General features: G+C 42.0%; 12 protein-coding genes and 1 pseudogene. 9 read left to right on the forward strand and 4 right to left on the reverse strand.

What is annotated here, in order from left to right; genetic code table 11:
- Nucleotides 1-53 precede the first annotated feature (53 nt).
- Nucleotides 54-1,316 (forward strand): annotated as a pseudogene (ligA, locus tag H5087_RS04860) (NAD-dependent DNA ligase LigA); the annotation flags it as partial.
- A gap of 18 nt (nucleotides 1,317-1,334) precedes the next feature.
- Nucleotides 1,335-3,278, forward strand: a complete 1,944-nt coding sequence (locus H5087_RS04865) for a BRCT domain-containing protein (protein ID WP_182671355.1) — start codon at nucleotides 1,335-1,337, stop codon at nucleotides 3,276-3,278.
- Nucleotides 3,279-3,496: 218 nt separating this feature from the next.
- Here H5087_RS04865 and H5087_RS04870 read toward each other — a convergent pair whose 3' ends face one another.
- The 4 genes from H5087_RS04870 to cadR all read right to left on the reverse strand — a co-directional run bounded on the left by H5087_RS04870 (nucleotide 3,497) and on the right by cadR (nucleotide 7,066).
- On the reverse strand, nucleotides 3,497-4,414 hold the full coding sequence (locus tag H5087_RS04870) for a DUF2971 domain-containing protein (protein WP_182671356.1): 918 nt from the start codon (nucleotides 4,412-4,414) through the stop codon (nucleotides 3,497-3,499).
- 159 nt (nucleotides 4,415-4,573) lie between these two features.
- Nucleotides 4,574-4,966, reverse strand: a complete 393-nt coding sequence (locus H5087_RS04875; RefSeq protein WP_206013321.1) for a hypothetical protein — start codon at nucleotides 4,964-4,966, stop codon at nucleotides 4,574-4,576.
- Between the two features lie 125 nt (nucleotides 4,967-5,091).
- Nucleotides 5,092-6,186, reverse strand: coding sequence for a hypothetical protein (locus tag H5087_RS04880; RefSeq protein WP_165744480.1), 1,095 nt, complete (start codon nucleotides 6,184-6,186; stop codon nucleotides 5,092-5,094).
- A gap of 490 nt (nucleotides 6,187-6,676) precedes the next feature.
- Nucleotides 6,677-7,066, reverse strand: coding sequence for a Cd(II)/Pb(II)-responsive transcriptional regulator (cadR, locus tag H5087_RS04885; protein ID WP_182671357.1), 390 nt, complete (start codon nucleotides 7,064-7,066; stop codon nucleotides 6,677-6,679).
- An 81-nt stretch (nucleotides 7,067-7,147) separates the two neighbouring features.
- On the opposite strand from cadR, the gene H5087_RS04890 reads away from it, so the two are divergent.
- The 7 genes from H5087_RS04890 to H5087_RS04920 all read left to right on the forward strand — a co-directional run bounded on the left by H5087_RS04890 (nucleotide 7,148) and on the right by H5087_RS04920 (nucleotide 14,997).
- Nucleotides 7,148-7,783: a cation transporter gene (locus tag H5087_RS04890; RefSeq protein WP_182671358.1), complete on the forward strand. Its 636-nt coding sequence runs from the start codon at nucleotides 7,148-7,150 to the stop codon at nucleotides 7,781-7,783.
- On the forward strand, nucleotides 7,780-8,139 hold the full coding sequence (locus H5087_RS04895; RefSeq protein WP_182671359.1) for a DUF3703 domain-containing protein: 360 nt from the start codon (nucleotides 7,780-7,782) through the stop codon (nucleotides 8,137-8,139). The genes H5087_RS04890 and H5087_RS04895 overlap by 4 nt, the downstream gene beginning before the upstream one ends.
- Nucleotides 8,132-9,016, forward strand: coding sequence for a cation diffusion facilitator family transporter (locus tag H5087_RS04900; RefSeq protein ID WP_182671360.1), 885 nt, complete (start codon nucleotides 8,132-8,134; stop codon nucleotides 9,014-9,016). The genes H5087_RS04895 and H5087_RS04900 overlap by 8 nt, the downstream gene beginning before the upstream one ends.
- A gap of 87 nt (nucleotides 9,017-9,103) precedes the next feature.
- Nucleotides 9,104-9,499, forward strand: coding sequence for a hypothetical protein (locus H5087_RS04905; RefSeq protein WP_182671361.1), 396 nt, complete (start codon nucleotides 9,104-9,106; stop codon nucleotides 9,497-9,499).
- A 73-nt stretch (nucleotides 9,500-9,572) separates the two neighbouring features.
- A complete protein-coding gene (locus H5087_RS04910; RefSeq protein WP_182671362.1) occupies nucleotides 9,573-10,895 on the forward strand; it encodes a TolC family protein in 1,323 nt (440 codons plus the stop codon).
- Nucleotides 10,892-11,830, forward strand: coding sequence for an efflux RND transporter periplasmic adaptor subunit (locus H5087_RS04915; RefSeq protein ID WP_182671363.1), 939 nt, complete (start codon nucleotides 10,892-10,894; stop codon nucleotides 11,828-11,830). The genes H5087_RS04910 and H5087_RS04915 overlap by 4 nt, the downstream gene beginning before the upstream one ends.
- Nucleotides 11,831-11,883: 53 nt before the next feature.
- Nucleotides 11,884-14,997 carry an efflux RND transporter permease subunit gene (locus H5087_RS04920; protein ID WP_182671364.1) on the forward strand — a complete coding sequence of 1,038 codons (3,114 nt, stop codon included), beginning with the start codon at nucleotides 11,884-11,886 and terminating at the stop codon, nucleotides 14,995-14,997.
- The last annotated feature ends 85 nt before the right edge of the window (nucleotides 14,998-15,082 follow it).

Here is a 15,082-nt window from a genome sequence, read left to right on the forward strand (position 1 = left end):
CCACTGGACGGTGAATCGTCAAAGTGGCTTTTTTTATGTTTATTGAGGTTTAAATGTCTAGCAGCATTAGTGAGCAAATTAATCATCTTCGTACTACATTAGAGCAACACAACTATAACTATTATGTGCTCGACACCCCCAGTATTCCTGATTCTGAATACGATAGGTTATTACGCGAATTAAGCGCACTAGAGATGCAGCACCCTGAATTTTTAACCGCCGACTCTCCGACACAAAAAGTAGGCGGTGCCGCACTGAGTAAATTTGAGCAAGTAGCGCACCAAGTACCCATGCTCTCACTTGATAACGCCTTTAGTGAAGAAGAGTTCACTGCGTTTAATCGTCGTATAAAAGAGCGCTTAATGAGTACTGATGAGCTTACTTTTTGTTGTGAGCCAAAACTTGATGGATTAGCCGTATCAATTATTTATCGTGATGGTGTGCTTGTACAAGCGGCTACGCGAGGTGATGGTTTTACCGGTGAAAACATTACTCAAAATGTTAAAACCATTCGTAATGTACCGCTTAAGTTACGTGGTGATTACCCAAAAGAGCTTGAAGTGCGCGGCGAAGTATTTATGGACAGCGCTGGCTTTGATAAATTAAATACTGAAGCGCAAAAACGCGGTGAAAAAGTATTTGTTAACCCGCGTAATGCAGCCGCGGGGAGTTTGCGTCAACTCGACTCTAAAATTACAGCTAAACGCCCACTCATGTTTTATGCCTATAGTACCGGGCTTGTAGCTGATGGCAGTATTCCTGAGGATCACTATCAGCAGTTAGAAAAGTTAACTGACTGGGGGTTGCCACTGTGCCCAGAGACAAAATTAGTTGAAGGTCCTAAAGCCGCGCTTGAGTACTACAGCGATATTTTAACGCGCCGTGGCGAGCTTAAATATGAAATTGATGGCGTAGTAATAAAAATAAACCAAAAGGCCTTACAAGAGCGTTTAGGCTTTGTGGCACGAGCTCCCCGCTGGGCTATTGCGTATAAATTTCCGGCGCAAGAGGAAATAACCCAACTACTTGATGTTGATTTTCAAGTCGGTCGTACTGGCGCCATTACACCGGTTGCACGTTTGAAGCCTGTTTTTGTGGGTGGCGTTACCGTATCAAATGCAACGCTTCATAACAGTGATGAAGTTGCACGTTTAGGCGTAAAAGTAGGTGATACAGTTATTATTCGCCGTGCTGGAGATGTGAGTGTCACCTTAAGTAAGTTTGTTTCAAGTAGGAATCATCAAATAAGAAGTTACTATATGAATAATCATTTTTCCGATGGCAAATCTTCTTTAAATCTTCTATCGACAGCAGCCCATTAAGGATATCTTGTAATGTTAAAAGCCACTTTCAGTAATGAGCAAATAGACACTCTAAAAAAAATAGATAAAGAAATTAAGCCAAATGAGTTAATTAGTCTTTTTGATAAATCAAACTTAGATTCAGATGAATTAGTACAAATCTTAAAAGCATCAAACGCTCTTTATAGAGTAGGTCTTCAAGTCATAACAGATGAACAATATGATTTATATATTTCTATGCTAAGAAGTATTAATCACCTTCACCCATACCTTAATAAAGTTGAACCTGAACCTGAAGCTCTTGCAGAAGCAAAAACAGTAGAATTACCGCAAAGAATGCTTTCAACAGAAAAAGCTTATTCAAAAGAAGATATAGAAAAATGGTTGAAAAGGATCTTGAAAGCGGCTCAAGAAATTAATATTTCAGAAAAAGATATTTATTTAAGAGTAACACCGAAACTTGACGGTTACGCAGCTTTTGATGATGGTCAGAAATTATATACAAGAGGCGATGGTTACAGAGGCCAAGATATCACAAGGGCATTTGATAGAGGGCTAAAAGTTGCAGAAAATGGCGTTCGAGGTTTAGGTCCCGGTGAAATAGTCATTAAGAAGAGTTATTTCGATAGTAAATTGAGTGATATTTTTGAAAACTCAAGAAATATACAAGCAGCTATAATCGCAGAAAAGAAGTTAGACGAAAACGTCCAGAAAGCTATAAAAGATGGTGCATGCGTTTTTTATCCATTCACTTTAATTAAAAACAAAACAGCTCACTTTTCTGAAATCATTGAAAATTTCGAGTCAATAGTTGAAGAAATATGGAAAGCTGTAGATTTTGATATCGATGGTGTCATTCTTGAAACAACTCATGAAGACTTGAAAGAGTATATGGGCGCTACAAGAAAGAGCCATAGGTGGCAAATTGCTTTTAAAGTTAATGAAGATTCTGCTGAAGTAAAAGTGATAAGCATAACACCGCAAACTTCAAGGACTGGTCGCATATCTCCTGTAGCTGAGTTAGTTCCTACAAAATTAAGTGGTGTAACAATTAAGAGGGTTACTGTCCATCATTATAATATGGTTAAAACCAAAAAAATTGGCTCCGGTGCAATAGTTGAAATAGTCAGAAGTGGTCTTGTAATACCAAAAATTGAAAGAGTTATTAAGGAATCTGAGGTTCAACTCCCGGATAATTGCCCTAGTTGCGGCTCGAAGCTCTTGTGGGAGTCAGATCATTTAATTTGTCCTAACAAAAGTGATTGTCCAGCCCAAACCGAAAACACTTTAATACATTTTTTCAAGACGTTAGGTAACAATGATGGTTTTGGGCCTAAAGTTATAGAAAAGATTACTAACTTTGGAATTAAACATATACATGAAATATATCAAATTCCTAAACATAAATTTTTAGCTTTTGGCTTTGGTGATAAGACGTCACAAAACTTAGTAGATCAACTGCAAGCAAGTCGTGAGATTGAAATAGAAGATTGGCGTTTCCTCTCAGCTTTTGGAGTAAGTCGATTAGGTGGTGGGAACTGCGAGAAATTGCTTCAGCATTGTCCTATAGTGGAGCTTTTCGAAATATCAGTCGAGGATATGGTTAAGATAGATGGATTTGCACAACTGAGCGCTGAAGCTATCGTTGAAGGCCTAGCAAACATTAGAGAAGAGTTTTTTAAGGTTTATAATCTTGGCTTTAAATTAAGTGTTACGGCTAAGGAGTCCGATAGAGTAAGTTTAAATTCTCCAATTGCTGGAACCGTTGTTGTTTTTACTGGCTCCATGCAACAAGGTTCTCGTGGAGACATGGAAAAACATGCAAAAACACTCGGAGCAAAAGTAGCTAAGTCTGTTACAGGTAACACGACCTATTTGGTAACGGGCGAAAAGGTTGGTGAAACAAAAATTAATGCCGCAAAAGATAAGGGCGTAGAAGTGTTAACAGAGCAAGAATATCTTAGCTTAATTGGATAAATCAATTATCCCAAAAAATTATATGAAGAAGTCTTAACTTAATCTGTCAGGTTTGATTTTTAGTTTTTGATCAAATCTGACAGTCGCATATGTGCCAGAAGTGGACATTGGCGATGCCTCGTTAAGAGGCGAAAAATTGTTGGCTAAAATATTGGACAAAGAAAGCAGCTATCTGTTTTTGTCCTCTTAAACGACTTATTAGTTTTTGTTTAGCAAAACTATTTCCCTATTTTACCCATAGATTGCATATAGCTTTCCAGTTGCCCCATTGAACTTAACATTCTAAATGGGTTACTTCTAACAGCGTCATCCTTATGAGCTTCTGTTATGCTGCACCAAGGACATAAATCGCCCTTCGCGAATAATGGCTCTTGGCAACTCTCACAAGTATTGGACGCAATTAAAATATCGCTACCAGAGAATGTAAAAACATCATTAGACTCATTTTTCATATACGGCTTCGGATAGCTTTTACCGATGACTAACTCATACCAAGTCAATTCATTTTCTTCAGCTATTTCCTGTGCTAAGCCAACGTTTTCCTTAGGGTATTTTGAACCAATGATAATACCAGTCACCAAATCACAGGGAATATATAAAATATCATTCCCAGCAACTTTCTCTGTAACCTTTCTCATATCAACAAGCCTACATTCTTGCTCATATTTCCAGTCATCGTATTTAGCAAAATACGATTCAACAAAAATATATTCTTGTAAGGCATACGAGTGACGTGGTTTTTTTAAAACAGCAGCCCTTTGAAGGATAGGTTGAAGATGCTCGCTTGGAGCATCTCTATAGGTAACATCCCAAATAGGGTTACCTTTAAAATGTTCCTGCAACTTCTCTAAATCAAACTCTAATACAAAACCTGTATGGTTATTTGCATAATGCGCCCACATAGGGGCAACAATGGGAGACTTAGAAAAACATGTTGTAGGATTTTGTGGAATATCAGAAATAATATCATTATAGAAAGCAAGCTGATCAGCAGGAGTGTTCAAATCCATCCCAAGAAATAGCTCATAGGGATCATTATAATCCTGCGGTAAAGAGCATTTGACACCACAAAAACCTTCTTTTTGAAAAACGAGTTTTATTACATCATTTGAAAAGTATTTATATATTTTTGACATTTAAATCAATCATCCATGTACGAGCCAAACTCACAGCTTTATCTGAGGACACTTTCCCTATCTTAGCGCGAAAACATATTTATATTATTCGCTCATAACACTCCTGAAAATATTACCCCATTTCAGTAACTAAAAAACCGCACTAAACAGGGTTGACCACTAATCTTCGTTGGTTCTGTTCAGCTTCTTGTTAAGCTTTTGGTCATTCTCTTTATTAGCCAAATCAGTTATAAAATTAATGTTTGACGCTATTACGCTATAAATACAAAACAACTGAGCATAGACAAGACAAAGTAACATACTAAGCCCAACAAACGAAAACAGTTCAGGCGCTTTCAAGTACAAGCTTGAATTCACTAAAAATGGTTTCATAGAAATACCTATCAACAGTATCGCCAGTATTACCGCAGAGATAACGATTACACCTACCAGCAATTGCACACGCTTTTTGTCTTCGTCTGGGAAGATAGCTGACGAGCTTGGTTGAATAACTTTACGCATGGCTTGGGGGTAAATATAAGCAATCCAAATCCCCATGATAGTGAAAATCATAGCTGACCCATTTTGCAAAATACTAACTATTGGCGATATATCGTTGTAATTTAGGTCACCTCTGAACAGCCAACTAACGACCCCTATGAAGCAAACTAAAGCCACATGCCAAATAAAGGCCTTCATCATTGGCCAACCGCTTCTTCTTGTTCTTCTTCAATAAAGGCTGACAGTAGCTTGTCACGCGAAAACTCCATCGCTTTAAACAAACGCTCTGCTGTGTAATGCCCTGTATCATCACGACCACCACCTACTAAGTCGTTTACAGATAAAGTGCTTTTAACGACGAAGTTATCTAACCAGACAACACCTGAGTTTTCTTTTTTAAAGCCAATGTTTCGCCAGTCATCACCGTCTGTGTACTCTCGTTCGTAAAGGTCAATCATCTCCTTCAGTTCTCTTACTGTCGGCTTAGCCTCAATATTAACCTCTACCTTTCTATCAGCTCTCGTAACTTGATTTGATACAAAAGGTAGATCTTTGAATAAATTAGTCCAACCGCCTTGCTGTACGACCTGAGCGCTAATCACATCACGCTTAACGAAGTGCGTGATTTTACCTGTCAGATCTTCTAAATCAGATTTAGTAGTTGGCTTCTTAAACTGTTCAGAATAAGCCTGAAACCATAAATTACCTTTCTCGCCTTGCTTAGTCGGAGCAAACGAGATAGAAAGATACTTACCTTTACCGCCTTTGCGCTCTTTCTCTACGACTTTTCTTTGTCTAAAGTCACTATGCAGCTCGACATAGTCACGCATGAATCGGTTCATAATCTCGGTGTCTGCAACAGAATTAGGAAAACGAATAGAGGAGAAAATTTCTAACGACGGAATAAACCAGTAATAAGCGGCCTCTCCCCAAATAACACGGTCGTTACCAACGTTATCGTCAGCATTATAAAGGTTATTGTCTTCTAGCCCAGCATCAGCCTTAATGCCGTATACGCCATTTCCCTGGCCAATTGCACGCCAAAGGACAAGCATGTAATCGCCTGTTTCCTCATCACGCTCTAAAGCCTTTAAATACACTTTTTTACGGTTACTGTAGCCGACTGTTTGGTCATCCCACAGCAGCGTATCTTCTAAAGAGATTCTGTCTTGAAACCATTTTTGTAAGGAGTTGAGCATTACATCCATACTCAAAGGTTCGAAGTAATCATCAGCTCTACGAGCAAAGCCCAATGAATTATATTTGAAAAATGTTACAAGTCCTTCGCTCATAAAAGCTCCTTCTATTTATTGAGAATATAGTAAATCACAAACAATGATTAACTCAAAGTTATTAAATTAAAATGCACTACTTTATAGAGGTGGTTTAGTTAAATCGCATAAAGCTTGTTGAAATTGATTTTTAGCCTTGCTGTTTGATTGAGAACAATCTACAACTCAACTACCACTGCTTGCTGTGTTTTTGGAAATCATTTCAGTCCAAACTCGTAATAAAATGAACGTCTGTTATTCGCTCACAGCTGAACTTCTCAAAAGTGCCAGGAGCAGTCATTAATGATTAACTCGTTTCTGCCCCAAAACGTGTTGAGGCGAATGCCTCAAAAGAGCGATCAACGGACATTCGACCTACCTCAGTCGAACGACTGCTTAGCCCAAAAATGCGGACATAGCTATTTATTCTTTATCTAATATCAATCAGCGAACCATGTACAATTATGAAACCTTAGGCAAACGTAAACTACAAGACTTGTAGATATAAGTATCACTCTTCAAGCAACTGCAATACCCCACATTCTTTAACTTTTCTATCATCTGTGCATGCCGAGGCTATCTCAGATAGGGTAGCCTTTAGCTCCTCAAGCTCTGCAATGCGATGCGTGACGTCAACCATATGTTGATGGATCAAATTGTTCACACTAGAACAACTTTTATCGGGATTATTTTTTGTATCCAACAGCTGTTTAATTTCTATTATGGTCAAATCTAATGAGCGACATTGTTTAATGAATCGCAGTGCTCTCAACGATGATGCGTCGTAAATTCTGTAGTTGCCTTCACTGCGATTGCAAGCCTCAAACAAATCCTGTTTTTCATAAAAACGGATCGTCTGAATAGAACACCCACTTTTTTTTGATAGCTCACCTATTTTCATAAACGTGCCTTTGTGTTGTTGACTCTATACTAGGTATAGACTTTACACTGTACCTATAGTTTTGGGAATAAGAGTTGAACAATGAGTGGTTGCGGCTGTGAAGTGGAAATCAAAGATGCCTCACAAAAACGGGTTCTGTATTGGCTGCTCGGCATCAATGCGACGATGTTTTTCGTTGAGATGACCGTGGGTATTTTGGCTGACTCTACTGCTTTAATAGCAGACTCTATGGACATGCTAGCGGATGCCGTTGTATACGGCATAGGTATTTATGCTGTGGGCAAATCTATACTTCACAAAGCCAAAGCTGCGAAAATCAGTGGTTACTTTCAGCTATTGCTGGGCGTAATTATTCTTATTGATATTACCAGAAGGTTATTCTTGGGCAGTGAGCCTATCTCATCACTAATGATAGGAATGGGGTTCATTGCACTAATTGCAAACGTCGTTTGCTTGGTGATCATTCGTAATCATAAAAACGACGAAGTACATATGCGAGCCAGCTGGATTTTTTCGGCCAACGATGTCATCGCCAACATGGGTGTCATTATCGCCGGAGTTTTAGTGGTATGGCTTGATAGCAGAGTACCGGATTTGGTTATCGGCTGTATTGTGTCGATTGTCGTGCTGCGCGGAGCGTGGATGATCCTCAAAGATGCCAAGCAGGAAGTACTTAATAGCGAAGTACAGAAAGGTAAAGCGGGTGATCCACTATGACATACAACAAAGCGGTTAAGCCACATATCGATTCCAAATTAACAGATTACTCAGATGCAATGTCTAACAATAATGAGAGGCAGGCATTTGCAGCGCTGGAGGATGCGCATGTAATTGGTCAGCACTCTACTTATTATCATTGTTTAATTCATTGTAAAATGCTGCGACACGGTCTTCTAAACAAAGATTGGAGAGCCGTTTTTGGACAAGTAATAAGAATAGTTGGTGCTGCAACCAAAACAGCTATCGGCCTTGTACCTAAAGGGAATACAGGTGGCGCTGACATCAGCCCCTTTAAGCGACTGCCAATCAGTGCTGAAAATCAAGCGATATTGGACAAAATCAACCATGCATAATCATAACCACAGTCACAGTGATAACAGCGCATCAAAACGTATTGGCTGGGCATTTTTCTTGAATGTCATGTTCACTATCATTGAATTTATCGGCGGGTGGCTGACAAACAGCACGGCTATTATGGCCGACGCAGTGCATGATTTGGGCGATAGTTTATCCATTGGCACCGCTTGGGGCTTAAATAAACTCAGTGATAAACAAGCAACCAATACATTTTCCTATGGCTATAAACGCTTTTCACTTCTTGGTGCATTGATTAACGGGTTAGTGTTAACGACTGGCTCAATATGGATCTTATTCGAAGCTATCCCAAGGCTTTCTGCACCCGAAATGCCGCAAGTCGAAGGCATGATACTCCTGTCAATTTTTGGCATCGCCGTTAATGGATTTGCTGCGTATAAACTTAGCGAAGGGAATTCCTTAAACGAACGTATTTTAAACTGGCATTTGCTTGAAGATGTTTTGGGTTGGGTGGCAGTGCTGATCGTATCGATCGTGCTGATGTTTAAGCCATGGCCAATTTTAGATCCTATCTTATCCATTGGCTTCACGTTATTCATTTTATTCAATGTAGTTAGAAATCTAAAAGAAACCTTATTGTTATTCCTGCAAGCCACGCCCGATGCTAAGCAGATGGAGGAAGTGCGTAAAGTACTCATGTCATTTGATGATGTGGCGGATATACATCATTTTCATATCTGGTCTTTGGACGGTGAACATAGCGTCATGACGGCACATGCGGAGTTGAAACAAGATGTTTCGGTTTCTCAATTGAGAACACTTAAAGACGAACTTCGCCAAGGTCTTGATGAGTTTGATTTTGTGCACACTACCATTGAAATTGAATTTGCCAATGAAGATTGTCGTGATGAGTAATGTAATGATTGAAATACTTTGTTTAGGTTGGTCGATTGGTCTTAGTTCGATTACCTGTTAATATGAAAAAGATGAGAGTAGATAGATATGTTTAGTGTAAGGGTGACAAGTTACCTGCTGATTTCGCTGATTTTGTTTCAGTCGTTTTCTGCTGTCGCCAATACATTGGATTCTCATACTGTCGACTCACAACATCTAAATGAAATACACGAACATCAATTGGGCGATAACATCGCTACTGAACATGCGCAGGTTCAACTAAAATCTAGCGAACAACCTGATGCTGATAACGTCCCCGTAGATAAATCTCACAATCCTGCTGATTGCCACCACTGTGGCCATTGTCACGGAACCCATGCCCAATGGATTGTAAGCACCAATGGTATCGAACTCGATTCTGTTGCCACCCATCACAATTTCTATTACTTATCAAAAGTAATAGATGCACCGATCACGCAATTACTACGCCCACCTAAAGCATAACCCTGAACTAATCAAACACCGTTCGCCAACAGTTTGGCGATATATATTTTTTTGATAATTTAGGAATAAAACAATGATGCATTTTTCATTGAGTCGCCCTATGCGTGTGCACGCTTGGGTGATTTTCACGATGCTTGTTCTTTTGACAACACACACCGTGGTAGTAGCACAAACAAACAGTATCACCAATCGCGAAATGACCTTGCAAAGCGCCATACAGCGAACATTAGCGAATTCACCCGAGTTGCATGAGTTCACATATAGACAACAAGCGATTGAGGGAGAAATTAAAACTGCTTCTCTCAAACCAGCCCTCAACGTAGGCATTGAAATGGAAAACTTCTTAGGAACAGGCGAGGTCTCTGGCATTAAGGACACCGAGTTGACTCTCACATTGTCGTCGGTCATTGAATTGGGCAATAAACTCAACTCACGTAAGGCGTTTGCTAAGGCGCAATCCACCTTAGTCGAAGCGCAAAAACAAGTGCACACCTTGGATGTACTGGCTGAAGTGACACGTCGCTACATCGATGTATTGGCGCAACAAGCGTTAATTGACGCGCAACAAGAGGCAGAAACACTTGCTCGATATACCTATCAGGCTGTCACAAGACGCGTGGATGCAGGTGCTTCCCCTGCATTTGAACAGAAACGCGCTGAAGCAGCGCTAGCAAGAGCTAGACTGGATGTGGTGACGGCACAGCAAACTAAGCAAGGCATGATAAATAGTCTGGCTATTATGTGGGGGGAAAAAGATCCCACTTTTACTGATGTGGAGGGTGACTTATTTGCGCTGCAATCGTCTCCTTCGTTAACCGCGCTTTTCACCACTCTATTGGACAGTCCCAATCTTGAGGTCTATACGCAAGGTTCGAGATTGCAGGCTTCCCAAGTCCGCCTTACTCAAGCAGCTAATCAATCGGATTTAAGCTGGACGGCCGGTATCAGGCGCATGAATGGCATAGATGAAACAGCCTTTGTAGCAGGCGTGAGTATGCCTCTGTTTGCCGGTGACCGAAATCTTGGCGAGTACCAAAAGCAGCGAGCAATTCAGGCACAGCTGGAACAACAAAAAGAGTCAGCGACGCAAAACCTATACCATCAGCTAAATATGGCCTTGATGGTCAGAAACAATGCGTTGCTCAATGTACATACACTGCAAAACTCTATTATCCCACCCTTAGTTCAAGCGCTGGAATTAGTAGAACAAGCCTATATCAACGGTCGATTCAGCTACCTTGAATGGGTGAGTACACGTCAAGAACTACTCAATGCCAAACAAGCCTTAATTCAATCAGCGAAGCAAGCTCATCAGCGCGGTGCAGATATCGAATCACTGACTGCACAGCCACTTGTGGATACGATCAACACCTCTTTTTCGAGAAAAACAAAATGAACAAAAATATATTAAATGAGAAGCAAAACGCTCTGTTAGTTTTCATTGTTTGCAGTGCGTTGGGATTTTTTTCAAGCACCACAATACAAGCATCAGAAGGCGAACATGGTAAAGAGGAAGCCCATAAGGATGAACGCGTATTCATGTCAGATAGCATGGCGCAAAAAATGGGCGTAATGACGCAAAGTGTGCAAACGGGTAGTCTCAATATTACCACCACTGTCTACGGAAATATCGTGACCGACCCTGCTTCACTGAGTCATGTGCGTGCACGATTCGACGGTATGGTGACCAAGGTCAATGCAAATTTAGGTAAAAAAGTTAAAAAAGGCGAGACACTGGCGGTAGTTGAATCCAACGAAAGCCTGAAAAGTTATCCCGTTGCCGCGCCGTTTTCAGGCACCGTGATTGCCAGACATGCCAATGAAGGCGAGTTATCTAATGGCCAAGTGTTATTTTCAATCGCAAACTATGATGACGTGTGGGCACAGCTTAAAGTCTTCCCACAACAGCTCTCTGATATTGCAGAGCAGCAAAGTGTTCAACTTAGTGTGGCAGGCTCATCGTTAGAAACCACTATCCAGCATATCTTACCCTCGCCAGATGAAAAACCGTATGTATTGGCGTATGCCAAAATAGCTAATACCTCAGGTCAGTGGCCGGTTGGCGCGGCTATCAAAGGGCTTGTCACAATCAACAAACTTGATGTCGCCATGATGGTGCCTAAAGCGTCGATTCAAGAGTTTGAAGGGGCTTCTGTCGTGTTTGTCAAAGAAGGTGATGAATACCGTCCCGTGCCCGTTACCTTAGGTCAACAAGATAACTACAATATTGAAGTGTTATCAGGTCTGCACATTGCAGATGTGATTGTCAGCCAGAACAGCTACCTGTTTAAAGCCGATTTAGAAAAGTCGGAGGCCGGTCATGACCACTAATAACTCAATGCTATTTACTTGGTCATGCGTCTCAGTTATTGGGGGACGAACACATGATTGAATCCATATTACGTTTATCCATAGAGCGACGAGGGATAATGCTGATGTTGATCTTCCTTGTGCTGGGCATGGGGATATTCAGTTATCAAAAATTACCTATCGATGCGGTACCCGATATCACTAACGTGCAAGTGCAAATCAATACACAAGCACCGGGCTATTCGCCTTTGGAAACCGAGCAGCGGATCACATTCGTAGTAGAAACAGCACTGGCGGGATTACCTGACCTGTCCTACACCCGCTCTTTATCACGCTACGGCCTGTCTCAGGTAACAGCGGTATTTGATGAAGGCACTGATCTGTATTTTGCGCGTAATCTCATCAATACGCGATTAGGCGCAATCAAAAGTCAGCTACCAGAAGGGTTAGCGCCTGAAATGGGACCTATCGCTACTGGGTTGGGCGAAATCTACATGTATACCTTGCGAGCCAAGCAAAATGCGATGCAAAAAAATGGTGAGCCTTACAATGCAATGGCGCTTCGCGAGATACACGACTGGATTGTAAAACCGCAGCTCGCACTGGTTAAGGGGATCACTGAAGTCAACGCCATTGGAGGCTATGTTAAGCAATACCATGTGAATCCTGAACCACAGCTTATGCTGAATTTTGACATTAGTCTAAGCGATATCCATCGTGCTCTGGAGCGAAACAACACCAATCAGGGGGCGGGGTTTGTTGAGCGAAATGGGCAACAAATACTGGTGCGCTCACAAGGTCAACTTCAAACACTTAGCGATATCGAAAATGTGGTAATAAAACGCATTAATACTGTCCCCGTTGCGGTGAAAGACATTGGCAGTGTGGCTATTGGTAAGGAGCTGAGAACTGGTGCGGCAACGCAGGAGGGTGAAGAGACCGTTTTAGGTACAGCAATGATGCTAGTCGGCGAAAACTCACGAGCCGTTGCTCAATCCGTAGCCAAAAAGGTGAAGGACATTCAATCCAGCTTGCCTGATGGTATTGTCATTGAGCCAGTCTACGACCGTACCCTACTGGTCGATAAAGCTATCGAAACGGTTCAGAAGAATTTAGTGGAAGGTGCGTTATTAGTCATAGTGATCTTGTTCATATTGCTTGGCAATATTCGCGCCGCGCTCATCACTGCGGCAGTTATACCGCTAGCGATGTTGGCGACCATCACTGGGATGGTCAATACCGGTGTGTCTGCCAACCTAATGAGCCTTGGGGCATTGGATTTTGGATTAATTGTCGATGGTGCGGTGATCATCGTAGAGAACTGTATCAGGCGGTTATCCGAGTCTCAGAAACGCACAGGTGGAGTCTTGCCACTAAAAGGGCGGCTAGAACTGGTTTTTCAAGCGACCAACGAAGTCATTCGTCCTAGCTTATTCGGTGTATTGATTATTACTGTCGTGTATATCCCGCTGTTCTCATTGACAGGCGTTGAGGGCAAGATGTTCCAACCAATGGCGGCAACGGTCATCATGGCGCTGATAGCAGCGATGCTGTTCTCCATTACCATTGTACCGGCGGCAGTCGCGATGTTTATGGCAGGTAAAGTCAGTGAGAAAGAAAGCTTCATTATTGTTGCAGCTAAATCCGCCTATCGTCCTATCATTAATCTTGCACTGAAATTACGCTGGATAGTGCTTTTCGGCTCAGTCGTGCTGGTAGTGGGCAGCTTATGGTTGGCAACGCGATTAGGCTCTGAGTTTGTTCCCCAGCTTGACGAAGGAGACATCGCACTGCACGCCATGCGAATACCGGGCACAGGTATTGAACAAGCCGTCGCAATGCAAAAAACACTTGAATCTACCTTGATGGAATACGAACAGGTACTCACAGTGTTTGCGAAAACCGGTACCGCAGAAGTAGCTACCGATGCGATGCCGCCCAACGTAACCGATACCTTTGTGATGCTAAAACCACGAGCGCAATGGCCTGATCCTGACCTATCAAAAGCTGAATTCGTGGAAACCCTTGAGCGAGACTTACAAGCGGTGACAGGTAATAACTATGAGTTTACCCAACCTATCCAAATGCGCTTTAACGAGTTGATTAGTGGGGTAAGGGCTGATCTTGGTATAAAAGTCTTCGGAGATGATTTAACCACGCTTGTTGCCTCTGCAAACGACATCTTAACAGTTTTGCAATCAATTGACGGCGTGGCGGATGCACGACTTGAACAGGTCGATGATATCCCTATCTTCACTATTAACCCCAAGCCAGTCGAGTTGGCACGTTATGGATTGGACGTCGCCGATTTACAGGAGTGGTTGGCGTCAGCTATCGGAGGTAATACCGCAGGCTTAATTTTTGAGGGAGATAGACGATTCGAGTTGCTTGTGCGATTTGATGAAGGTATCCGCACAAACTTAGATGCCATTGACAGCACTCCTATTATTACGTCCGATGGGGAATTTGTGCCGTTATCAGAAGTCGCTACGCTGGGTTATTCGTCTGTTCCCAATCAAATCAGTCGAGAAAACGGTAAGCGCAGAGTCGTGGTTACCGCCAATGTCAGAGAGCGCGACTTGGGGAGTTTTGTTGACGAAGCCAAAATCAAAATAACCGAACAGGTAGCTCTACCAGCAGGCTACTGGCTGGATTATGGCGGCACGTTTGAACAGCTTGAAAGTGCCAGTCAGCGACTGTCTATCGTGGTGCCGGCCACGCTTTTCCTGATACTTGTGTTACTAGTGGTGGTGTTTGGCTCATTTCGTGATGCCTTGATCATCTTCACTGGTGTGCCTTTAGCCTTAACAGGAGGTGTTTTCGCACTCTGGATGCGTGACATGCCACTGTCTATATCTGCCGGAGTCGGGTTTATTGCGCTCTCTGGCATTGCGGTACTAAACGGCTTAGTGATGTTGTCATTTATTAAACAGCGAGTACTAGAAACAGGTGACTTGATTAACTCAATCGTTGATGGAGCTATCACAAGATTGCGTCCGGTTCTGATGACGGCACTGGTAGCAAGTTTAGGTTTCATCCCCATGGCACTGAATGTCGGGACTGGCGCTGAAGTGCAAAGACCGCTTGCAACGGTAGTGATTGGCGGGATCATCTCGTCCACCATCCTAACATTGGTCGTTTTGCCTATTTTATATCGGATGATGCACTCGAAATTAACTAAGGAGTGAATGTTGGGCACCGTATTGCAGAAAATACGGTGCTCTTCGTCTGGAAATTTAAAACAACTGAAAATGATTACTGAACTGTATATTC

Source organism: Pseudoalteromonas sp. SR43-7, from assembly GCF_014163785.1.
Taxonomy (GTDB): domain Bacteria; phylum Pseudomonadota; class Gammaproteobacteria; order Enterobacterales; family Alteromonadaceae; genus Pseudoalteromonas; species Pseudoalteromonas distincta.